Here is a 20,350-nt window from a genome sequence, read left to right as displayed (position 1 = left end):
AGAAAAAGGCTAATTGTTTTATGGTTGTTGCGGGTGGTAGCGAGGGCTTGAATTTAAGTGCGAACTTGATACACTGAATTCGTGCAGTTAAAAATAACCTCAACCTAAAGAGAATCCATGTTCCCTGAATATCGTGAGTTAATCAGTAAGCTGAAAACATCAGATCGTCACTTTTCCCATTTATTTGATAAGCACAACAATTTAGATCAGAAGATTCAAAGAATGGAGGCCCATTCCGAGCCCAGCACCCCAGAAGAAATTGAGGTTTTGAAAAAAGAAAAGCTCTTATTGAAAGATCAGCTGTACTCGATCTTGAAAAAAGCCAGCGCTACTTAAGAGCCTCAGACCATCGGAGTCCATATTTGGATCCGATGATCTTTTATTGAGAGTTAAGCCTTCTTCAAAAAGCAGGCCTTCAGTAACATATTGCCTGCTTCAGTCTTGCAGTCCACCTCATGATCACCAGAAACCAGGCGAATACCTTTAATCTTGGTCCCTACCTTAAGAGTAGTTGATGATCCCTTGACCTTCAGGTCCTTAATGAGGGTGACAGTATCGCCATCAGCCAGTAAGTTGCCATTAGCATCCTTGACGATGAGAACACCCTCATCTTCTTCGACAGCTGCAGCCATTGGCCACTCGTGGCCACATTGGGCGCAAACAAAATTCTCGCCATCGGGGTAAGTCATGTCCTCTTGGCAAGCTGGACATTTTGGGAAATTGGCTGTGGTGTTCATGGTGATTACTAGCAAAAAATATAAAGTTCAATTCTAGTCTACAGCGAGTAGGGTAATTTAGAATCAGTAAACAATGAATAAATCAGTCAAGATCATCATCACCGCTTTGGGCGGAGCAATCCTACTACTGGTATTGGGGGCTTGGTATGCAACCTCTACAGTCGATCCAGTTCAGTTAACCAAACTACTCTCCACCTCAGTGAAGGCGGCTACTGGTCGAGACTTAAAAATTAGTGGGCCGGTGACCTTAAGTTTTTTTCCGGGAATTTCTGTTTCAGCAGAGCGCTTGAGCTTAAGTAATGCCTCTTGGGCATCTGATCCTGAAATGCTGACCCTCAAGAGGATTGAGTTGGATATTAAAACTCTGCCACTACTCAGCAAACGTATTGAGGTTGGCAATGTGAAACTTGCTGGCCTGGATCTACTTCTGCAAAAAAATGCATCTGGTAAGGCAAACTGGGATATGAGTTCAGAGACATCGAATGCCGTTGTTAGTTCTGGTAGTGACAATTCAGATGCGACTTCGGTTGGTGATAATCTAGTCTACATGGAGAGCATCTCTGTAGTCGATGCCCGGATTCGGTATCAAGACCCATCCGGCTCTCTGTCGAGCTATCTAATTAAGCGTTTGTCATTGGCAGAGAGTGGGGATAAAACAGCCGTTTCTCTCAGCATGAAATTTCAAGATCAGGCTCTCGATCTCAGTGGAAAAATAGGTTCCGTTTCTAGGGTATTGAAGCATTGGGATGTTTCATCAACGCAATTCCCGCTCGATCTGAAACTGACCATGAATGCTAAGTCCATGACGATTAAAGGTGAGGTAAATAAGACACCAAAAACTCTGCCTACAGTCAATTTGGCATTGAACTCAAAAGCATTTGACTGGCCCACTATGGGCGCAGTATCTAATGAAGCTCCTCAGCCTGTAACTAGCGCTAAGTCAGTGCCGCTGGCGCGTCAGACCCAAAAGCCACAGGCCAAGTACTTATTTAGCAATGAGAGTATTCCTTTTGACGTGCTTCCCCAAGCCAAGGGAAAGATCATGATTGATATTGCTGAGTTAAGCTTGCCAAAACGTAAGCCGATTGAAAACCTTCAGGCCACTTTGCAATTGAATGGCAATGTGATTGATATTCCCCATTTAACGCTTGAGATGGGCAAGGGAAGTGCCGATTTACAGATCAATCTCTCTGGATTTAATGCGGTAAATCCCTCGCTCTCAATCAAGGGAGTGACAAAGGATTTCACGCTGGATAATTTGCTGGCTAGACTCGACCCAAAATCCAAGGTTAGCGGGGGTAGTATGAAGTTAGCATTTGATGTAAAGGCCTCTGGAAATAGCCTGCATCAAATGGCATCGAGTTCAAATGGCAAGATGCAGTTAAGTATTGACCAAGCTCGCATGGGTACAAACTTCTTGAATGATGCCGGTGATTTTGTAGTCACGCTGCTGGACTCCATTAACCCAATGCGTAAGAAAACCAGTGAGACAGTGTTGGAGTGTGCAGTTGCCTACCTGCCAATTAATAATGGCCAGATCAATATTGCCAATACGGTTGGCGTTCAGACCGATAGGTTGGATGTAGTGTTAGCTGGCTCCATTAATCTAAAAACTGAAGCAGTTAATTTCACAATTGATCCCCGAGAAAAGTCAGGCCTAACTACCGGCCTAGATTTGGCAGGATTGGTAAAGATGGGTGGCACACTGAGAAATCCTAAGGTGGGTATTAATCAAGCCGGAGTGGTGAATAGCGCAGTCTCGCTTGGGCTTGGTTTTTTGACTGGTGGTGCGAGTATTTTGGCCGAGAATGCCAGGTCAATGACCTCAAAAAGTCACCCTTGTCGTGATGCACTCCGCCCCTGGTCAGATATCTACCCCGGAGCGGAGTAATTCTTAAAACAATATTCCGCTGATAAAGAGGCTGAATAAGGAAATAAAGATGCTGGCAAAGAATGCAGTCCAGAAGCTAGAGATTGTAAAGCCACTCACTACCGCAGAAACCAACATTAGTACCAGAGCATTCACTACCAATAGAAACAATCCCATGGTGAGAACGGTGAGTGGTAGGGTAAACAGGATCAATAAGGGCTTCACAACAGCATTAGCAAAGCCAAGCAGTAGGGCTGCGATTAGAAGGGATCCGCCATCTGCAAAACGTAAACCGCTAAAAAGATAGCTGGCCACCCAGAGTGATAGGGAGGTCAAGCCCCACTGGACTAAAAACGGTACTAAGTTACCCATGATGAGCGTCCTTTTAAAATTAGTTACGTTATCTACAGTAAATGTTATCAGGGCTTTAATAGTGAGGAGGAATTTCATCTTTTGGGCTGCTGTTGCCCGCGCTTTCCCCGCTACTAGCTTGCTCCTTGATGGATTTAAGCTCGCGATATAGAAATTCAATTTGTTGCTGTTGTTTGTAGATGGTTTGGTTGAGTTGATCAATCAGATCTTCAGTAAAACTAAGTTTGATTTCAAGGCTGGTGATGCGATCTTCAGTCATTTCAATTCCTCTATCTTTATTTAAGCATCTACCAATTCAAATCGACCATCTTCCATCTCTGCTTTCGGTCTGATCCAAAAGTCGTGTGATTGGAGTGATTCGTAGACATAGGCTGGCTCAAGAGTAGCTTCAACATTGGCAAGCAACACTACTTTATAAAATCCACCTGTCTTAATATGCCTTAACTTGCTGCCTGGCTTAAATAGGCCGTCATCGGCATCCGCCATTTTTGGTTTGCTCATGTCAAAAAAGTGCTTTCTCAGTATGATCTATGTATGACAAACTCTGTCCCGTACTCCATTCTAGATATATCTCCCATCCCGCAGGGATTTACTGCAGGGGATGCCTTGCGTAACTCACTGGATGTTGCTCAGCACGCTGAGGCTTTGGGCTATACCCGCTATTGGGTGGCAGAGCATCACAATATGACGGGTAACGCCAGCTCAGCTACTGCGGTCTTGGTTGGCTATATTGCTGGAGGCACCAAAACCATTCGTGTTGGCTCTGGTGGTGTGATGTTGCCAAATCACGCCCCACTAGTCATTGCAGAGCAATTTGGTACTCTGGCATCGATCTACCCCGGTAGGATTGAATTGGGTCTAGGGCGTGCCCCAGGCACAGATCAAATGACAGCCAGAGCCTTACGTCGTGATTTGCTGGGGGGCGATGATCGCTTTCCGCAGGATGTACGAGAGTTGCAACATTACTTTGGTCCAATTCAGGAGGGGCAGGCCGTCCGAGCTATTCCGGGCGCGGACACCGAGGTGCCGATTTGGATCCTGGGTTCTAGTTTGTACGGAGCTCAACTGGCAGCCCACTTTGGTCTACCTTATGCTTTTGCCTCTCACTTTGCGCCGGAGCAATTAGTAGATGCAATGTCTAGCTATCGTGAATTATTTAAACCATCCGATAAGTTGGCTAAACCCTATTGTGCATTTGTGATGAATGTGGTGGCCGCTGATACAGATGAAGAAGCTGCTCATCTCTTTACCACTTTACAGCAAAACGTGATTCGCATGCGTCGGAATACTCGCGGACAATTACCTCCACCAATTGAAGATTTAGATGATTTCTGTGAGCCTCATGAAAAGACTGTTGCTGCACATGCTTTACACTGCTCTGCTGTTGGGTCTTCGCAGGTGGTAGCTAAGGAGATGCAGTATTGGCTCGATCAGACTGGCGCAAATGAAATTATCATTACGGGTCAAATTTATGATCATCAAGCACGATTGAGATCGTTTGAGATTGCTGCTGAAGCTGCCAAGGGATTGCACTTTAACTCTAAAGCTTGAAGGCGTTGTAATCGCTGGTAATCAGAATATTTTCTTGAGCAGCTCGACTGGCGATCTCCAGCAATGCATTGTCTTTGCTAATGAGTATCGCTGGCTTCAATTGATAGGCTAGATCCAAAAAGATTTGATCATCGGGGTCTTGGCATTTCCAGGGTGCGGTGGCTAGATTGGAATCATCATGCAGCCCTACGATGGCTTGCCATTGAGCCAAAATGCTTGCTTGGGCGGCTTCGTCAAGCTTAAAGAGGGGGCGTGATATGACATCAGCAAGTTCTAGCAAGGTTTTTTGACTCGCGATTACTGAAATATCCCCATCCATCATTGCTTGCTTTAAAGGGCTAGCTCTTTCGTCATTGAAGACAAAAATATCTAACAAGATATTGGTGTCCAAGACTACCGGCTTCATTGCTGTTGACTGCGCCAGATTTCTGGGGTGATGGTGACTTGGCCCATATCCGAAGAAACATATGCCTCCCCATCTTGAATATTGACATGCAGAATCATGCTGCGCTCGACTAGCTTGTTGAGCTCTTTAGCCTGCTCTGCTGGAATAGAGATCACCTGAAGGTTGCGAGCACGAGTCAACTTGTTGGCAATCCCATCCCACCAGATTTTGCTGGTGTGTCCGCCATAGCAATAGACGATCACTTGATCAGATCGACCGCAGGCTTTGAGAATACGACGCTCATCTGGCTGACCCACTTCAATCCAAAGCTGAATGGCATCCGTGAGGTCTTTGATCCAGAGGTCGGGCTCATCGGTATCGCTCAAGCCTTTGGTAAAAGCTAAGTCTTCCTGCGCTTGCAGGGCAAAAGCAATAATTCGTACCATCATCCGCTCTTCGGTTTCAGAGGGGTGCTTTGCGATAGTGAGGGAGTGACTGCCGTAATAGTGGCGGTCAGAGTCTGCGACGTGAAGGTCGGCTTTGTGGATAGTTGCGCGTAGAGCCATGGCGCATTATCGCCTTTAAAAGGGGGTAAGCCTGATCTCCCAGTATTATTTAGAAAATTACCCTGATTTACTGTATATCGTAGAGTCCCATGATCCGTATTACCGAACTTCGCTTACCTATTAACCATGTCCCTGAGGCATTGGAAGAGGCGATCTTGAAGCGTCTGAATATCCAGGCCCAAGACTTGATTCAATTTGATGTTTTCAAGCGCAGCTACGATGCCAGGAAAAATGTGGCCCTTGCTTTTATCTATACCGTGGATCTATCGGCAAAGAATGAAGAAAAATTGCTTAAGCAGTTTACGAATGATGTTCATGTCAGACCATCGCCGGATACAAGTTATCGCTTTGTAGCTAATGCTTCACAAGTAAAGAGCCAGAGCTTTGAGCGTCCAGTTGTCATTGGATTTGGCCCGTGCGGAATTTTTGCTGCCTTAGTATTGGCGCAGATGGGTTTTAAACCTATCGTACTAGAGCGTGGCAAACCCGTGCGCGAACGTACGCAAGACACTTGGGGTCTATGGCGAAAGAATATCCTTAATCCAGAATCCAATGTGCAATTTGGTGAGGGTGGAGCAGGGACGTTTTCTGATGGCAAGCTCTGGAGTCAAATTAAAGATCCGAAGTTTTACGGTCGTAAAGTCATTGCTGAATTTATCAAAGCAGGCGCCCCCGAAGAAATTCGTTATGTAGCTAAGCCACATATTGGCACCTTTCGATTAGTGGGCGTGGTCGAAAGAATGCGTCAAGAAATTATTGAACTTGGTGGAGAGATTCGTTTCTCACAAAAGGTCATTGGCTTTGATATTCAGAATGATCAGATTACAGGTGTCAAAATTGACGGCCATCCAGATTTACCTGCTAACCATGTAGTGCTGGCCCTAGGGCACAGCGCTCGTGATACCTTTGAGGTCTTGCATGCTGCAGGGGTTTATATGGAAGCAAAACCCTTTTCAGTGGGCTTTCGCATTGAGCATCCGCAATCCTTAATTGATAAGGCACGCCTAGGGCCACACGCTGGTAACCAGCTCATTGGCGCGGCTGATTACAAACTAGTTCACCATGCCAAGAATGGCCGCGCAGTCTATAGCTTTTGTATGTGCCCAGGCGGAACTGTGGTTGCTGCTACTTCCGAACCAAACCGTGTCGTGACGAATGGAATGAGCCAGTACTCTCGTAATGAGCGCAATGCTAATGCGGGCATCGTTGTTGGTATTACTCCCGAAGACTATCCTGGTGGACCTCTAGCAGGTATTGAGTTTCAGAGGGCTTTAGAGTCTAAGGCATACGAACTAGGCGGGTCTACCTATGAAGCCCCTGGACAATTAGTTGGAGACTTCTTAGCTGGCAAGGCTTCTACAGAGTTCGGCTCCGTAATCCCGTCCTATAAACCTGGTGTTCATTTGACAGATCTTGCGGATGCCTTGCCTCCTTATGTAATTGAGGCGATTCGAGAGGCGATCCCCGCTTTTGAGAGGCAGATTAAAGGCTTTTCGATGAAGGATGCGGTATTAACCGGCATTGAGACTCGCACATCCTCCCCTTTGCGGATTACTCGAGGTACAAACCTCCAGAGTCTGAATGTCAAAGGTCTTTATCCTGCAGGTGAGGGTGCTGGTTATGCGGGGGGCATCTTGTCGGCTGGAGTGGATGGTATTAAAGTGGCTGAAGCAGTCGCACTTGACTATCTCTCTAAATAATTTCATAAGCTGATTTCTGATGAGCTCTGAAGTGCCTGATTTAACCCCCAATGAAAAAGATGCGCTTTTTCAACCAGAGCTATTGCAGAAGTTTGATATCAATGGTCCGCGCTATACCTCTTATCCCAGTGCCGATCGCTTTCACAATGAGTTTGGTGAGCCTGATTATTTGGGTGCTTTGCAACGCGTAGCCAAGGTTAATCAGCCACTATCGCTGTATTTTCATTTGCCTTTCTGCCCCAACATTTGTTACTACTGTGGTTGCAACAAAATAATCACCAAAGACCATGGTCGAAGCGCTAAGTACATCAAGTATTTAGCTAAAGAGATTATGATGGTTTGTGCGGTCATGGGTGCCCAGAAAAAAATACCAGTGACCCAGCTACATTGGGGTGGTGGTACACCCACATTTTTGTCTCACGAAGAGATGATCGAGTTGATGCAGCACACGCGTGAGCATTTCGATCTGCTCCCTGGCGGCGAATACTCAATTGAGATTGATCCACGACGAGTGACTGAGGAAGATATTGCCTTGCTGGCTGAATTGGGCTTTAACCGTATCAGCTTGGGTGTTCAAGACTTCAATCTCGAGGTTCAGCAAGCGGTACACCGCGTGCAAACCATTGAAGAGACGCAGGCGGTGATGAATTGGTCAAGAAAGTATGGATTTAAATCCCGAAGCGTAGATTTAATCTATGGTTTGCCAAAGCAAACACCTGAGACCTTTAAGGAAACCGTTGATGAAGTGCTAAAGATGAGTCCTGACCGCCTCTCGGTTTACAACTATGCTCATTTGCCCCACATCTTCAAACCGCAGCGCAGAATTGCTGTAGCAGATTTGCCGGGAGCGGCCGATAAGTTGGATATTCTGTCGAACACTATAGAAAGACTTGGCGAAGCAGGTTATGTATTTATTGGTATGGACCATTTTGCTAAACCCGATGATGAATTAGCGATTGCACAAAAAGAAGGTAAGCTTCATCGTAATTTCCAAGGCTATTCAACCCAAGCAGAATGTGATCTCCTGGCATTTGGTATCTCTTCGATTGGCAAGGTGGATGATTGCTATTCTCAAAATGTTCGTACTCTCGATGAGTACTATGCAGTAATTGATGATGGTCGTTTGCCTACTCTCCGCGGCCTTCAGTTAGATGAAGATGACATGCTGCGGCGTGAACTCATTGGCGAGCTGATGTGCCAATTTGCTCTTGATACAGAGCAATTTTCCAAGTCTCATCAAATTGACTTCTCAAGCTATTTCAAAATAGAGATTCAAGAACTCAAGCATCTAGAAGAAGCTGGTCTCTTGGAGTGGCATGGTGCCAAAATGCTTGTACCTATAAAGGGTAGGCTTTTGGCTAGAAGGGTGGCGATGACTTTTGATCGTCACCTCAGAGAATCTCAAGCTAAGGGTACTTATTCCAAAGTGCTGTGATCAATTTGATGTGGATCAAAAACTGATCAAAATAGTGTTGCTTTTAAACACATAAAAAATTTCAGCAACCTTTGCATTTGATTTGCATCAAATGCAAGCCCCATCTTCAATTTGAAAATAGATTCATCAAATTGATAACAGAAAAGGGGTACATCATGCGCATTAAATCTTTAGTAGCCGCTATGGCAGCAGTAGCTTCATTAGCTCCAATTGCCGTTCAAGCTCAATCCTCAAGCGAGAACCCATGGATGGTTCGCGTGCGTGCCGTTGATTTGCTTTGGAGTAACGGCCAATCAGGTAGCGTAGTGCAGGGTGCAAATGTAAAAGCAAAAGATCAAGTTATTCCTGAGTTTGATATCTCTTACTTTTTTACTAAAAATATTGCTGCGGAATTAGTTTTGACTTATCCGCAAACTATTCAGATTGATGTTGGTAGTAATAAGTTGGGCACTATTAAGGCTCTTCCACCATCATTAGTCCTTCAATATCATTTCACAGACTTTGGCGCATTTAAGCCTTATGTTGGTGCTGGCGTGAACTATACAATTTTCACTAGTCGTAACAACTTGGGCAATGGCGCATATTCTGTCGATAACTCAAGTTTTGGCGCGGTTGGTCAGGTTGGCATGGATTACATGTTTGATAAAAATTGGGGTTTAAACGTTGACCTTAAATACGCCACCATGTCTACCAACGTTACCACTACTGCAACTGGTGCTAATGGCGGTAAATTAACTCTGAACCCATGGATGCCCGCTGTTGGTGTCACATACAAGTTCTAAGAATTTAGTTCTTGGTTCTCGAGATGGAGCCCCTTGGGGCTCTATTTTTTTGCCTAGTCTTTATTGAATAAGGTAATCAATCAACTTTTCAAACTTGGCCTCATCAAAATGAAGATTATCAAAGCGCTGTATTGCAGCATGCTTTGGCGGCTCTATTCTCCGTTTGGTGTACTGATCCCAATGCTTGAGTTTGTATTCATCCCTCGGATCTGCGCGCTTCTCCATGCGACTTTTGGCTTCGCTCTTGTCTAACTCAATCCAGGCGATTCTGATACTGGACACACTGGGAACCCCCAGCTCTTCTGGGTTAAACATTCGACCGCTTTGAATTTCACTAGAAAATGGGCCCACCAAGATGACGTTAACTCCGAGCTGCAAGTTTTCTTTGGCAACCGCAATCAGTCCGGCATATTCCCAATCCCTTAGATTCTGTAGATAGAAAGGGCTATCGCGATCATTGGGGTTGTTGGTGGTGAGCTTCATGACATGGGCGCTATAGGCGCCATATACAGTATCTTTATCTAAAAAGAAAAAGGTTTCCCCAGTCTTTTCAATAATCAGGGGTAATGCTTTTTTAGCTAAAGTAGTTTTGCCAGTGCCCGCATGACCAGCAAAGAGGATAAGGCGTGGAGCGGCAGGGCTAAGCTTACAGGTCATTTATCTCTTTATTTGGATGAATTACTAGAGTAAATTCTACTTCTCAATCCCATGTTTATTGGAAATATCACCACTTTGAGTGAAGTGACGATAATGTCGTCATGGCTTTAATCGTACTCACTGATGCAAAACTGGCTTTTGGCCACGTTGACCTCCTCGCAAATACTGCTTTCTCACTGGAATCGGGGGAGCGTGTTGGCTTAATTGGCCGAAATGGCACTGGTAAATCTTCTTTATTGAAGATCTTGGCTGGCATAGAAAAAATGGATGATGGTTTGCTGCAATATCAGCAAGGCCTCCGAATTGCCTATGTTCCTCAGGAGCCGATATTTGAGGCTGAAGAGACCGTTTTTGATGCGGTATCCAAGGGTGTAGCGCAGGCCAAGGCTCTGCGTGAAGAGTATGAGGCTCTCAGCATCGGCGAGTGGGATGATGCAGCTCACCATCGTCTAGATGAAGTGCAATCCCAATTAGAGGCCCTTAGTGGCTGGAACTGGGAACAACGTGTTCATGAAACACTGGATCGTCTCCATTTAGAAGCTGAGGTCAAGATTAATACCTTATCGGGTGGAACCAAGAAACGTGTTGCCTTAGCTCGCGCTCTAGTGGAGATGCCTGATGTATTGCTATTGGATGAGCCTACTAACCATTTGGATTTGGATTCGATTTCTTGGTTGGAAGATTTGCTAAAAGAATACAAGGGCTCCGTAATTCTGATTACTCATGATCGGGCTTTCTTGGATAACGTCTGCACACAAATTGTGGAGCTTGATCGCGGCATCTTGCGTACCTACCCAGGAAATTTCTCGGCGTATGAAGTCTTAAAAGATCAGGAAATGAATTCTGAGTCCTTGGCTAATGCGCGTGCGGATAAATTACTTGCACAAGAAGAGGTTTGGATCCGTAAAGGGGTTGAGGCTAGACGCACTCGCAGCGTTGCCCGTATAGCCCGTTTAGAGGCTCTGCGTACAAGCCGCTCGCAACGGCGTGATGCCGTTGGCCAAGTGAAGCTCGCAGTTTCAGCAGGCGATAGAAGCGGCAAGATTGTTGCCGATCTTCAGAATGTTTCCAAGTCTTACGATCGCCCCATTGTGAAGGATTTCACGGCAACGATTTTGCGTGGCGATAAAGTTGGGCTTCTTGGTCCTAATGGTGCCGGTAAGACCACTCTTCTGAAATTAATTCTTGGAACGATTGCACCAGACTCTGGCACGGCAACGATGGGTACTCGTATTGAGGTAGCCTATTTTGACCAGATGCGCGAAGGCCTTGACCTCAACGCTTCGCTTGAAGATTACATCAGCCCAGGTAGCGAGTGGATTGAAATTAATGGCAATAAGAAGCACGTGAAGAGCTATCTGAGTGATTTCTTATTTGCACCAGAGCGCACTAATTCCCCAGTAAGTACATTGTCTGGTGGAGAGCGCAACCGCCTATTATTGGCGCGCTTATTTGCCCGCCCTGCAAACGTTTTGGTTCTAGATGAGCCAACTAATGACTTGGATATTGATACTCTAGATTTACTCGAGCAATTGCTCCAAGACTATAAGGGCACCGTGTTCTTGGTCAGTCATGACCGCTACTTCTTAGATAACGTCGTGACCAGCATTATTGCGAATGAGGGCGATGGATTCTGGCGCGAGTATGAAGGTGGTTATGAGGACTGGAAGATTCAGAAGGCTCGCTCTGACAAGATTCGTGCAGCCAATGGTGGCGCTAAAACTGAGTCAAAACAAGAGCCAAAGATTGAGGCTGTAGTTGAATCTAAACCCGTTGTTGCTAAAAGCGGTGTACAGAAGCTCAATGGTAAAGAGCGTCAAGAGCTAGAGGTATTGCCTTTGCAAATTGAAACTCTAGAGACAGAGCAGGCAGATATTGGTATTGCGATGAGTAACCCTGATCTTTATAAGAATGAGCCTGAATTAGCGGCAAGCATGCAAGCGCGCTTATCAGAAATCACTGCCGATCTAGATATCAAATTACAACGATGGGAATTGCTCTTAAGTCGCTCAGAATCTTAAGGCAATTTCAATTGCTTAGATTGTGGCTTGTTAAGCACCATCGTCAAAAATCTGGAGATATCCACTAGCTCATCTGGATGAAGAGAGTGCTCCATTGGGTAGGCATTCCAGTTGACCTGGTAGCCTAATTTCTCTAATGTATCGGCCGAAGCTTCTGCACGCTCTGGGACAATCACGGCATCCCAAATGCCATGCGCCATAAAAATCGGAGTCTTACTATTGGCCTCACTTCTTTCAAGTGGCAATGACTTTGCTAGGGGTAGGTAGCCAGACAGCGCCATGATGCCGGCCAATCGATGTGGAAAGCGTAGACCCACCTGAAGAGACATGGCGCAACCCTGTGAGAAGCCAGCCAAAACAATACTTCCATAGGCAATACCACGACTTGCCTCTCGCTCAATTAACTCTGAGATTGCTATTGCCGATTTGTGAATACCAGCAAGATCTTCACGGGCGTTGATATCTCTTTCAGTAATGTCATACCAAGCTGGCATGACGTAGCCGCCATTGACCGTTACGGGCATAGAGGGCGCGCTTGGAAAAACAAAGCGGATGGCAGGACATTCAGAAAGATTGAGTTGCGGAATGATGGGTACAAAGTCATTGCCATCAGCACCTAGTCCGTGAAGCCAAATGACAGAAGCGCTTGGATTGGGTGCGGTTTCAATTTCAATACAGGGCAATGTAGTCATTGATGTTTCATCCTAGATTCTGGCGAAGTAGTTGGTTCCGGAGGTGGCTAATTTCTTCAAGAAGATCAAGTGCTAACGCAACTCCAGGAGTATTCAGCTCCAGATCATGGGTAAGATGGGCAGCAGTCTTTGCGCGCCTGAGTGATTCTCCGCTAAAGCGCCAGTCTTCAGGGGATGAGCCGGCAGGACTAAGAACGCCCTCCGATACCCAAGACATGATGAGATCCTCAGGTGCACGTGTTGCTTGTGAAATTTCCACAATACTCATGTGTACCTCTTCTTCAACAACGCTACCTTCGATCCAGGTGATTTGTGTTTGTGTCATATTCATCATCCCTTCAGGTGGGTTCTGGGGTTGAAATCAAAAGCTTTCTCTAGTGTTTGATAGGCTTCTTTTTGCGCATCTGTTTCAGCATTCGGTACGACAATATTGGGCACTACGTATAAATCACCAGCCTCTTTACTTGGGATACCTTTTTCTTTTAGTCGCATCTTGCGACCGGTTGCCGTACCTGCTGGAATCTTTAATTCCAAAGTAGATCCTGCCGGAGTAGGTATATTAACGGTCGTTCCGAGTGCGGCTTCCCATGGCGATAACGGTAAATCAAGATACACATCTTTGCCATCCACGCGATAAATGGGGTTTGGATGGAAATCAATCTCGAGGTATAGATCGCCCGCACCACCTGTACCCATACCCGGACCACCTTGTCCAGCTAAGCGTAAGTTTTGCCCGGCCCTGATACCCTTAGGAATGCTGACATCGAGTTTGCGTTCTTGGGTGCTGACATGACCATTGCCATCCTGCATAGGCATATGCAGACTAATAGTGCGCTTGGCGCCGTTATAGGCATCGGCAAGGTCAATCAATATTTTGGCGTGATGATCTTGGCCTTTAAAGTTCATTCCTTGACGTGGGTTACCGCCTCGACCACCTTGCGTATGGCGGCCTCTGCCAAAAAGAGATTCAAAGAATTCACTCTGATCACCTTCATAGCCACCGCCAAAGCCACTATTGCCGCCACCAAAGTTGCCATCAGAATATTCAAATCCCTCGTTCCAGTTCGGTGGAGGCGTGAAATCCTGACCATTTTTCCAATTGGCGCCCATGCGATCGTATGCAGCGCGCTTCTCGGTATCTTTTAGTACGGAGTAGGCTTCGCCAACAGCTTTAAATTGTTCTTCTGCGCCAGCTTCTTTGTTTACGTCTGGATGATATTTGCGGGCCAGCTTGCGATAAGCTGCCTTGATCTCCGCTTCGGTTGCGCTACGCGCTACACCGAGTGTTTCGTAGTAGTCCCTGAATTTCATAATCCTAGTGAAGTCCCGATTGAATCAATATGCTTCATTCTACAATCCTCAGCAAACTTTTTTAGCTTCTTTTAGGTAAAGAAAAAGCGGGCATCAAGCCCGCTTCGTATCACCCTGAGCTTGAGGCTGGACTTAGCTCATTACTCCAATTTGCCAGGGCACGAATTCATAATCCCCAAGACCCAATAGCTCGCTTTTTGAGGCCTCACCAGATGCTGTTCTCAGAAAGAGTTCAAAAATACGTTGCCCCATTTCTTGGACTGAAACCGTACCATCCAAGATCTCACCGCAATTGATATCCATATCTTCGGTGAGTCGTTCATACATTGGTGTATTGGTAGCAAGTTTGATACAAGGCGCTGGCTTTGATCCAAACATAGACCCACGTCCGGTGGTGAATGCAATCAGGTTTGCGCCACCAGCAATTTGACCAGTTGCCGAAACTGGGTCAAACCCCGGTGTATCCATAAACACAAAGCCTTTAGCTGTTACAGGCTCTGCGTATCGATACACTTCCATTAAGGGGCCTGTGCCACCTTTCATAGAAGAGCCAAGTGACTTTTCGAAGATGTTGGCTAGACCACCAATTTGATTTCCAGGGCTAACTTGTCCATTGATTTGGACATCGCGACCCACGGAGTATTCATCTTTCCACCAGCGAATGCGTTGGATTAATTTCTCGCCAATTGCCTTGCTTGCAGCTCGACGAGTCAGCGTATGTTCAACGCCATAAATCTCTGGCGTTTCGGAGAGAATGCCTGTGCCACCATGGCACGACAAAATGTCAATTGCAGCGCCTAAGGCTGGGTTTGCGGTAATAGAGGAGAATCCATCGGATCCGCCACATTGCAGGCCAACGCACAAGTGGCTTGCAGAAACAGTCTGACGTTTCGCTTTATTAGCCTCTGGCAAAAGTGCTTTAACAGCTTCAATTCCGGCTTCAATTGTTTTGCGTGTACCACCGGTCTCTTGCATGATAAAAGTATGCAAAGTAGAGTTTTCTTGCAGAGATTCTTGCTCCATCAATCCTTTGAGTTGATTGCGTTCGCATCCCAATCCAATGATCAAAGCAGCGGCCAGGTTAGGGTGTTGTGCATACCCCGCCATGGTTCGGCGAAGTAGTTGCATCGGCTCACCACTCATCTCCATGCCACAACCAATACCATGGCTAAAAGCGACAACGCCATCAATATTTGGAAAATCTTTTAAACGTTCTGGCGTGAACCATTCTGCAATTTTGTTGACTACAGTTGCAGAGCAATTGACGGTAGATAGAATGCCAATGAAATTACGTGTGCCAACTTTTCCATTGGCACGTACGTAACCTTGGAAGGTGGCTCGCTCAGATTCTGGAAGTAGGGTGGTGGGTTTGTACTCGCTGGCATAGGCGTAGTCGCGATCGAATTCACGAAACTCGGTGTTGTGGCTGTGAACCATCATGCCGGGTTCAATATCAGTATTGGCAAATCCTACTGTCACGTTGTATTTCAGGATAGGTTCGCCCTTAAGAATTTTCTTTGTGGCAATTTTGTAGCCTGCAGGAACCTGGCTGCGGCTTGTGAAGTTCTCGCTAGCTACAACTTCACCGATACCAACGTCTATACGAGCAACAACAATATTGTCATTGGGATGCAGGCGAATGATTGGCCCGGCCAATTTTTTTTCAGATATTTCAATCATGTAATGCTTTCGGTAAATAGTTTTTATTGATTAGTCCATGCTCAACACATCAAAGGCTGCTTTCAGCCTTTTTGAATATGAATTTGAGGTCTGTTGAATTTCCTCAGGCGTCCATTTTCTGAAACCCTCACCAGCCTTCATGCCTGTCTTTCCCTCATTCATCAGTTGCACCACTTTTGGCGGTAGGGTAGTGATATTAGAAAGAGATGGGTAGATTTCCTTTGCTGCATTGGCCATGCCGTCCCAGCCAGAGATCTCTTTCTGAGTCATTGGCCCGACTGCTGCATAGCGAAAGCCAAAGCTATAACGCACAGCGTCATCAATATCTTCGGGACTTGCAATTCCCTCTTGCACAAGAGAGAGGGCCTCTCTCATCAAGGCATGCTGAATTCGATTTGCTAAAAATCCAGGTATATCCTTTTTAACCAGCACTGGTTTTTTATCAATAGCTTTATAAAGCTGACATACCTGTTCTGCAAATGCCGATCCTGTTTTTTCTCCCATCACAATCTCTACCAAAGGAACTACTTCTGCTGGCATAAAGTAGTGAGCCCCCATCATTCGGTTTGCAGTTTTCAGGTCAGTGGAGATTTTGGTAATTGGAAAGCCTGAGCTGTTACTCCCGATCGGTATGTGAGCTGGCACTTTGGTATCAAGGTAAGCAAAAATTTGTTTCTTTAATTCCAAATTTTCAGCAATGGTCTCAATTACCCAGGAGCAATCATCCCATCCTGCCCAGTCTTCCATGGTGCTGCTCGCTTGAGCTGCTTCGATGGTGGGCGCATCAAGCGCAGCATTCTCACCATGCAAGCCAATCTTGATTGCTAATTGAATAGCCTTTTTAAGACACTCGCTAGATTTCCCTTTACTTCTTCCCAATATTGCAACTGGGATGCTGTGAGAGATGAATCCCGCTGCAATTCCTGAGGCCATAGTTCCGGTGCCGATTACGGCTACATATTGACTCATGTTTTTATCTTATGCGGTTAAGTTTGGAAGGTCTTCAAGTTAATATTAATGATAAAGGTCAAAGACCAAAACTTCAGCATCCTTGCCATTGCTAATAGTGAGCTTATTCTCAGCTTCGATTAATAAAGCATCCCCTCCAGATAGGTGTATGTCATTGATGTCCAGGGAGCCTCTCACGAGGTGAATATAAGCTTTACGTTTTGGATCAAGGTCGAATTGCTGGGGTTGTGCATTGTTAAAAAATCCTGCGTACATTCTGGCATCGGCATGAATTTTGACTGCATTGCCCCCACCATCTGGCGAGGCAACCAGACAAAGCTTCCCTTGCTTTTCTTCGGGAGGAATGGATTTTTGCTCATAGCCTGGAGAGATCTCTGTGACATTGGGCTCAATCCAAATCTGCAGAAAATGGGTGCTTTGATCCTTGGCGTGATTGAACTCGCTATGAGTGACGCCAGAGCCAGCGCTCATGCGTTGAATGTCGCCAGGTGGAATACCTTTGACATTACCCATACTGTCCTCATGAGCCAATTCGCCAGATAAAACATAGCTAATGATTTCCATATTACGGTGGCTGTGCTTGCCAAAACCCATGCCTGCGGCGACCCGATCCTCATTGATCACCCTTAAATTGCCCCAACCCATAAATTGGGGGTTGTAATAACCCGCAAAAGAGAAGGAGTGAAAGCTTTTCAGCCAGCCATGGTCAGCGTAGCCACGGTCTTGAGATTTTCTAATGGTGAGCATGATGAGGGTCTTTTCTGGAGGGGGTAAGCCCATTATGATTAGCTTTTGACATATTTGCTGATTGGCCTTCCATGGGAAGTATCAAACAAGACGTACAAGAAACCTACCTAGGCCTCTATGAGACTGCACAGGAGAAATGGGGCGATTTTTCACAGTTTTTATCCGAGGCTTGGCCAATTCTAGCGTTCCTCCTTTTCGGCCTGGTGGGCATCTGGCTGTATGCCGATCCACCGCCACCAAGACACGTCACTATGGCTACTGGCACAGAAGGTGGGTCCTATGAATTGTTGGCGAGGAAATATGTTGAATACTTTGAGAAAAAGGGAATTAAGATTGAGCTGGTAAAAACAAAAGGCGCCCAAGAAAATCTGGAGCGTTTAGCCGACCGCAAGGATCCTTTGCAGGCTGCTTTCGTTCAGGCTGGTACCTTGAGTCCTAATGGCATCGCAGGCATCGCCTCATTGGGCGCAGTAGATTACGAGCCTATCTGGTTTTTTTATCGAGGCCCTGAAGCCAGGGCAAGCAATTTTGTAAAGGTGAGCAGCCAATTCGAGTATTTCTTAAAAGATACTGTATCGGTTGGCGCTGTTGGAAGCGGTACACATGCTCAAGCAATGCGCATATTGGACGTATCGGGTTTGAAAAAAGAAGCGCGCTTTCTCTACTTGCAAAATCATGAAGCTGTAAGCGCTCTTAAAAAAGGTAAAATTAATGCGGCTTTTTTAGTGGATGGCTATCTCTCAGAAAATGTTCAGGCCTTACTGAATGATCCAGCGATTCATTTGTCTGGATTTGAGCGGGCGCAGGCTTACTCTCATTTACTACCTTACCTACATATTTTGCAAGTACCTATAGGGGGTTTCAGCTTACCTCGCAACTATCCAGATCGTGAGGTGCAATTACTGGCAACGACTACTAATTTATTAATTGATGATCGTATGCACCCAGCCCTTCAATTTTTATTTCTTGAGGCATCCCATGAAATAAGTGGTAAAGCTAACTTTTTTGCGCGACGAGGTGAATTTCCTTTTTTTGGAAATACTCATTTTCCAGAGAGTCCAGTGGCGCTACATTATGAGAAGAATGGTTCGCCGTGGTTGATGAACTTTTTTCCATTCTGGCTAGCTGAAATCATCAACCGTTTAGTTTTTGTATTCTTACCATTCTGCGCCATTGCTTATCCAATACTAATTAGTCTCCCTGGTTATCGTAATAAACGGATGCATCGCAAGATTAACCAGCTATACGGAGTCCTTAAGACTTATGAGCAGGAATTGACGGGAAATTTTCAAGTTGAATCTAGGGATGAGTACCTTAAGAAGCTTGACTTGCTTGAATACCAAGCTCTGCAATTGAAGGTATCGAAAAGTATGGCAAGTGATTACTACGCTTTACGAACAAGTATTGATTACGTCCGAGGCTGTTTAAATCGTGGCGTTCACCCCTATCAAGCTCAGTCAGACTTTGGTGGCGTATAGTTTGCTAGTACTCATTAATTTGTAATTCTTATGAAACCTTACGATCACCCCGCTCGAAAACAGTTGCACGAAGAAGTGCATGCGCGCCCCCCAATAGCGCTCTGGCCAAATGAGAGGGTGTTATCGCAATCCTTTTTGCTAGATGCTAATTCTCGCCAGACTCAAATTGAGTGGATTCAAAAGCTAAGCGCTGCCTTGGGGATTCCCAATGATCATGACCAGGATCACTCTTTCAAGATACTCACTTTGGCGCCTGAGCCACAGAGGGTGCTGATTAAGTGGGAATTACATGGCGAATTTGCAACCATCGCAGCGATTACACATAATCCCGTCAAAATTACTGGACCACTGTTGGGGTCTCGACTGGCTCTTGAGAAAAGTTTGGATAAATTATTTCAAAGCCTAGGATGCCCAACTATTATTGAGGCAGGTGGTGAAAGAATTTCTGCATTAGATCTCGCATTTGAACATCGTCCACTATTTTCAGAGGCCCAGGAGGTGTCCGATATCTTTAGTGGAAATACAGTGCTCGGGAGTTATATCCTGCCGAGCAAGAAGGCTCAACTGTGGACGGATCTGCGTTTGGATGATGACGGCTTCATCTCTTACTTTATTCCGCATGATATTTTAGGTTCACGCCAGGCTGGCCGCGTAGCACGAGCAATTGCTGAAGCGGAAACCTATCGCATGGCAGCGATGATTGCATTCCCAGTAGCCAAGAGCCTATCAATGCCCTTGAGGAGTGCAGAGTCAGAATTAGCCGACTTATCTAAAAATATCTCCCAGTTACAAACTGAGTCCGGTGTTCATACTGAAAAGGATGGGCAGTTTTTGGGTGAGCTCTCTCATTTAGCCTCAAGGGCTGAGCAGTGGATCTCGGGATATGGGCTGCGCTTTACTGCTTCTGAGGCCTATAGCCAATTGCTCAGTAAGAACTTATACGAGCTAGCTGAATCTCCGATTCTGGGTGTGCAGTCTCTCTCGGAGTTTATGGATCGACGTTTTCAGCCAGCCATGGGTACCTGTATCTGGACCCAACGTAGATTAAAGGAGTTATCTGATCGCATTTCAAGAACAACGCAAACTTTGAGAACGCGTATTGAATTTGTGAATGAAGAGCAGACACAAAAATTACTCGCTAGTATGGATCAGCGAGCACGTTTGCAGCTGCGCTTACAGGAAACGGTGGAGAGTCTATCGGTCTTAGTGTTAACTTACTATGCGGTGAGCTTGTTGGCCTATGTCGCCAAAGGCGGAAAAGAAGCTGGCTTTGCTATTCACCCCGAAATTGTTGCTGCAATTGCCGCCCCAGTGGTGGCGGTTATCTTCTTGTTCATTAGTAAGCGAAGACGTAAGCGAATTTCTGAGATGGGTAAATCTCTGTAGACACTAAAAAA

Annotated in this window: 22 protein-coding genes; 9 read left to right on the top strand and 13 right to left on the bottom strand. The window is 45.8% G+C overall.

Annotated features, from left to right (window positions below; all coding sequences use genetic code 11):
- The first annotated feature begins 117 nt into the window (after window positions 1-117).
- On the top strand, window positions 118-336 hold the full coding sequence (locus B7X71_RS01025; protein WP_293596848.1) for a YdcH family protein: 219 nt from the start codon (window positions 118-120) through the stop codon (window positions 334-336).
- Window positions 337-389: 53 nt separating this feature from the next.
- On the opposite strand, the gene B7X71_RS01020 is transcribed toward B7X71_RS01025, so the two are convergent.
- Window positions 390-737: a zinc ribbon domain-containing protein YjdM gene (locus tag B7X71_RS01020; protein ID WP_293596847.1), complete on the bottom strand. Its 348-nt coding sequence runs from the start codon at window positions 735-737 to the stop codon at window positions 390-392.
- A gap of 73 nt (window positions 738-810) precedes the next feature.
- On the opposite strand from B7X71_RS01020, the gene B7X71_RS01015 reads away from it, so the two are divergent.
- Window positions 811-2,628, top strand: coding sequence for an AsmA family protein (locus B7X71_RS01015; RefSeq protein ID WP_293596846.1), 1,818 nt, complete (start codon window positions 811-813; stop codon window positions 2,626-2,628).
- A gap of 3 nt (window positions 2,629-2,631) precedes the next feature.
- On the opposite strand, the gene B7X71_RS01010 is transcribed toward B7X71_RS01015, so the two are convergent.
- Genes B7X71_RS01010 through B7X71_RS01000 form a run of 3 tightly spaced genes read right to left on the bottom strand, consistent with a single transcriptional unit; the run spans window position 2,632 to window position 3,480 of the window.
- A complete protein-coding gene (locus B7X71_RS01010) occupies window positions 2,632-2,982 on the bottom strand; it encodes a phage holin family protein (protein WP_216136838.1) in 351 nt (116 codons plus the stop codon).
- Window positions 2,983-3,034: 52 nt separating this feature from the next.
- The gene (locus tag B7X71_RS01005) at window positions 3,035-3,238 is read right to left on the bottom strand and encodes a SlyX family protein (protein ID WP_293596845.1); all 204 of its coding nucleotides are present in this window, start codon (window positions 3,236-3,238) and stop codon (window positions 3,035-3,037) included.
- Window positions 3,239-3,258: 20 nt separating this feature from the next.
- A complete protein-coding gene (locus B7X71_RS01000) occupies window positions 3,259-3,480 on the bottom strand; it encodes a hypothetical protein (protein WP_293596844.1) in 222 nt (73 codons plus the stop codon).
- Window positions 3,481-3,513: 33 nt separating this feature from the next.
- Between B7X71_RS01000 and B7X71_RS00995 the strand changes: the two genes are divergently transcribed.
- Window positions 3,514-4,530 (top strand): LLM class flavin-dependent oxidoreductase, encoded by a 1,017-nt coding sequence (locus B7X71_RS00995; protein ID WP_293596843.1) that lies wholly within the window; start codon window positions 3,514-3,516, stop codon window positions 4,528-4,530.
- Here the strand turns inward: B7X71_RS00995 and B7X71_RS00990 are convergent.
- Window positions 4,520-4,936 (bottom strand): putative toxin-antitoxin system toxin component, PIN family, encoded by a 417-nt coding sequence (locus B7X71_RS00990; protein WP_293596842.1) that lies wholly within the window; start codon window positions 4,934-4,936, stop codon window positions 4,520-4,522. The two genes, B7X71_RS00995 and B7X71_RS00990, sit on opposite strands and share 11 nt — an antisense overlap.
- Window positions 4,933-5,481 (bottom strand): YaeQ family protein, encoded by a 549-nt coding sequence (locus B7X71_RS00985; RefSeq protein ID WP_293596841.1) that lies wholly within the window; start codon window positions 5,479-5,481, stop codon window positions 4,933-4,935. Before B7X71_RS00985 ends, B7X71_RS00990 begins: the two co-directional genes overlap by 4 nt.
- A gap of 89 nt (window positions 5,482-5,570) precedes the next feature.
- On the opposite strand from B7X71_RS00985, the gene B7X71_RS00980 reads away from it, so the two are divergent.
- The 3 genes from B7X71_RS00980 (at window position 5,571) to B7X71_RS00970 (ending at window position 9,398) form a co-directional block, all read left to right on the top strand.
- On the top strand, window positions 5,571-7,181 hold the full coding sequence (locus tag B7X71_RS00980; protein WP_293596840.1) for an NAD(P)/FAD-dependent oxidoreductase: 1,611 nt from the start codon (window positions 5,571-5,573) through the stop codon (window positions 7,179-7,181).
- 19 nt (window positions 7,182-7,200) lie between these two features.
- Window positions 7,201-8,616 (top strand): oxygen-independent coproporphyrinogen III oxidase, encoded by a 1,416-nt coding sequence (gene hemN / locus B7X71_RS00975; RefSeq protein ID WP_293596839.1) that lies wholly within the window; start codon window positions 7,201-7,203, stop codon window positions 8,614-8,616.
- 155 nt (window positions 8,617-8,771) lie between these two features.
- Window positions 8,772-9,398, top strand: a complete 627-nt coding sequence (locus tag B7X71_RS00970) for an OmpW family outer membrane protein (RefSeq protein WP_293596838.1) — start codon at window positions 8,772-8,774, stop codon at window positions 9,396-9,398.
- A 60-nt stretch (window positions 9,399-9,458) separates the two neighbouring features.
- Here B7X71_RS00970 and B7X71_RS00965 read toward each other — a convergent pair whose 3' ends face one another.
- Window positions 9,459-10,055: an ATP-binding protein gene (locus B7X71_RS00965; protein ID WP_293596837.1), complete on the bottom strand. Its 597-nt coding sequence runs from the start codon at window positions 10,053-10,055 to the stop codon at window positions 9,459-9,461.
- A 101-nt stretch (window positions 10,056-10,156) separates the two neighbouring features.
- Between B7X71_RS00965 and B7X71_RS00960 the strand changes: the two genes are divergently transcribed.
- Window positions 10,157-12,076 carry an ATP-binding cassette domain-containing protein gene (locus B7X71_RS00960; protein ID WP_293596836.1) on the top strand — a complete coding sequence of 640 codons (1,920 nt, stop codon included), beginning with the start codon at window positions 10,157-10,159 and terminating at the stop codon, window positions 12,074-12,076.
- Here B7X71_RS00960 and B7X71_RS00955 read toward each other — a convergent pair.
- The 6 genes from B7X71_RS00955 to B7X71_RS00930 all read right to left on the bottom strand — a co-directional run bounded on the left by B7X71_RS00955 (window position 12,073) and on the right by B7X71_RS00930 (window position 17,475).
- Window positions 12,073-12,768 (bottom strand): carboxylesterase, encoded by a 696-nt coding sequence (locus tag B7X71_RS00955; protein ID WP_293596835.1) that lies wholly within the window; start codon window positions 12,766-12,768, stop codon window positions 12,073-12,075. The two genes, B7X71_RS00960 and B7X71_RS00955, sit on opposite strands and share 4 nt — an antisense overlap.
- Window positions 12,769-12,775: 7 nt before the next feature.
- On the bottom strand, window positions 12,776-13,093 hold the full coding sequence (locus B7X71_RS00950) for a chaperone modulator CbpM (RefSeq protein ID WP_293596834.1): 318 nt from the start codon (window positions 13,091-13,093) through the stop codon (window positions 12,776-12,778).
- A gap of 5 nt (window positions 13,094-13,098) precedes the next feature.
- A complete protein-coding gene (locus B7X71_RS00945) occupies window positions 13,099-14,079 on the bottom strand; it encodes a DnaJ C-terminal domain-containing protein (RefSeq protein WP_293596833.1) in 981 nt (326 codons plus the stop codon).
- 132 nt (window positions 14,080-14,211) lie between these two features.
- Window positions 14,212-15,759, bottom strand: coding sequence for an altronate dehydratase family protein (locus B7X71_RS00940; protein ID WP_293596832.1), 1,548 nt, complete (start codon window positions 15,757-15,759; stop codon window positions 14,212-14,214).
- Window positions 15,760-15,789: 30 nt separating this feature from the next.
- Window positions 15,790-16,728 carry a 3-hydroxyacyl-CoA dehydrogenase NAD-binding domain-containing protein gene (locus B7X71_RS00935; RefSeq protein WP_293596831.1) on the bottom strand — a complete coding sequence of 313 codons (939 nt, stop codon included), beginning with the start codon at window positions 16,726-16,728 and terminating at the stop codon, window positions 15,790-15,792.
- Between the two features lie 45 nt (window positions 16,729-16,773).
- The gene (locus B7X71_RS00930; protein WP_293596851.1) at window positions 16,774-17,475 is read right to left on the bottom strand and encodes a pirin family protein; all 702 of its coding nucleotides are present in this window, start codon (window positions 17,473-17,475) and stop codon (window positions 16,774-16,776) included.
- Between the two features lie 71 nt (window positions 17,476-17,546).
- Here B7X71_RS00930 and B7X71_RS00925 point away from each other — a divergent pair, with 71 nt between their 5' ends.
- Together B7X71_RS00925 and B7X71_RS00920 are read left to right on the top strand one after the other, a co-directional pair.
- The gene (locus B7X71_RS00925) at window positions 17,547-18,953 is read left to right on the top strand and encodes a TAXI family TRAP transporter solute-binding subunit (RefSeq protein ID WP_293596830.1); all 1,407 of its coding nucleotides are present in this window, start codon (window positions 17,547-17,549) and stop codon (window positions 18,951-18,953) included.
- Window positions 18,954-18,983: 30 nt separating this feature from the next.
- Window positions 18,984-20,339, top strand: a complete 1,356-nt coding sequence (locus B7X71_RS00920) for a DUF3422 domain-containing protein (protein ID WP_293596829.1) — start codon at window positions 18,984-18,986, stop codon at window positions 20,337-20,339.
- Window positions 20,340-20,350: the final 11 nt, after the last annotated feature.

Source organism: Polynucleobacter sp. 39-46-10, assembly GCF_002282275.1.
The sequence above is the reverse complement of the archived record's forward strand: the minus strand, read 5'-3'. Positions and strand labels throughout refer to the sequence as shown.

What these genes read in the sequence shown, in the direction of transcription:
- B7X71_RS00925 (WP_293596830.1), top strand. Translation starts at nt 17,547, where the DNA reads ATGGGAAGTATCAAACAAGACGTACAAGAAACCTACCTAGGCCTCTAT.
- B7X71_RS00965 (WP_293596837.1), bottom strand. Translation starts at nt 10,055, where the DNA reads ATGACCTGTAAGCTTAGCCCTGCCGCTCCACGCCTTATCCTCTTTGCT.
- B7X71_RS01025 (WP_293596848.1), top strand. Translation starts at nt 118, where the DNA reads ATGTTCCCTGAATATCGTGAGTTAATCAGTAAGCTGAAAACATCAGAT.
- B7X71_RS00935 (WP_293596831.1), bottom strand. Translation starts at nt 16,728, where the DNA reads ATGAGTCAATATGTAGCCGTAATCGGCACCGGAACTATGGCCTCAGGA.
- B7X71_RS00930 (WP_293596851.1), bottom strand. Translation starts at nt 17,475, where the DNA reads ATGCTCACCATTAGAAAATCTCAAGACCGTGGCTACGCTGACCATGGC.
- B7X71_RS00945 (WP_293596833.1), bottom strand. Translation starts at nt 14,079, where the DNA reads ATGAAATTCAGGGACTACTACGAAACACTCGGTGTAGCGCGTAGCGCA.
- B7X71_RS00985 (WP_293596841.1), bottom strand. Translation starts at nt 5,481, where the DNA reads ATGGCTCTACGCGCAACTATCCACAAAGCCGACCTTCACGTCGCAGAC.
- B7X71_RS00920 (WP_293596829.1), top strand. Translation starts at nt 18,984, where the DNA reads ATGAAACCTTACGATCACCCCGCTCGAAAACAGTTGCACGAAGAAGTG.
- B7X71_RS00970 (WP_293596838.1), top strand. Translation starts at nt 8,772, where the DNA reads ATGCGCATTAAATCTTTAGTAGCCGCTATGGCAGCAGTAGCTTCATTA.
- B7X71_RS01005 (WP_293596845.1), bottom strand. Translation starts at nt 3,238, where the DNA reads ATGACTGAAGATCGCATCACCAGCCTTGAAATCAAACTTAGTTTTACT.
- B7X71_RS01020 (WP_293596847.1), bottom strand. Translation starts at nt 737, where the DNA reads ATGAACACCACAGCCAATTTCCCAAAATGTCCAGCTTGCCAAGAGGAC.
- B7X71_RS00950 (WP_293596834.1), bottom strand. Translation starts at nt 13,093, where the DNA reads ATGACACAAACACAAATCACCTGGATCGAAGGTAGCGTTGTTGAAGAA.
- B7X71_RS01000 (WP_293596844.1), bottom strand. Translation starts at nt 3,480, where the DNA reads ATGAGCAAACCAAAAATGGCGGATGCCGATGACGGCCTATTTAAGCCA.
- B7X71_RS00995 (WP_293596843.1), top strand. Translation starts at nt 3,514, where the DNA reads ATGACAAACTCTGTCCCGTACTCCATTCTAGATATATCTCCCATCCCG.
- B7X71_RS00940 (WP_293596832.1), bottom strand. Translation starts at nt 15,759, where the DNA reads ATGATTGAAATATCTGAAAAAAAATTGGCCGGGCCAATCATTCGCCTG.
- B7X71_RS00990 (WP_293596842.1), bottom strand. Translation starts at nt 4,936, where the DNA reads ATGAAGCCGGTAGTCTTGGACACCAATATCTTGTTAGATATTTTTGTC.
- hemN (WP_293596839.1), top strand. Translation starts at nt 7,201, where the DNA reads ATGAGCTCTGAAGTGCCTGATTTAACCCCCAATGAAAAAGATGCGCTT.
- B7X71_RS00955 (WP_293596835.1), bottom strand. Translation starts at nt 12,768, where the DNA reads ATGACTACATTGCCCTGTATTGAAATTGAAACCGCACCCAATCCAAGC.
- B7X71_RS01015 (WP_293596846.1), top strand. Translation starts at nt 811, where the DNA reads ATGAATAAATCAGTCAAGATCATCATCACCGCTTTGGGCGGAGCAATC.
- B7X71_RS00980 (WP_293596840.1), top strand. Translation starts at nt 5,571, where the DNA reads ATGATCCGTATTACCGAACTTCGCTTACCTATTAACCATGTCCCTGAG.
- B7X71_RS00960 (WP_293596836.1), top strand. Translation starts at nt 10,157, where the DNA reads ATGGCTTTAATCGTACTCACTGATGCAAAACTGGCTTTTGGCCACGTT.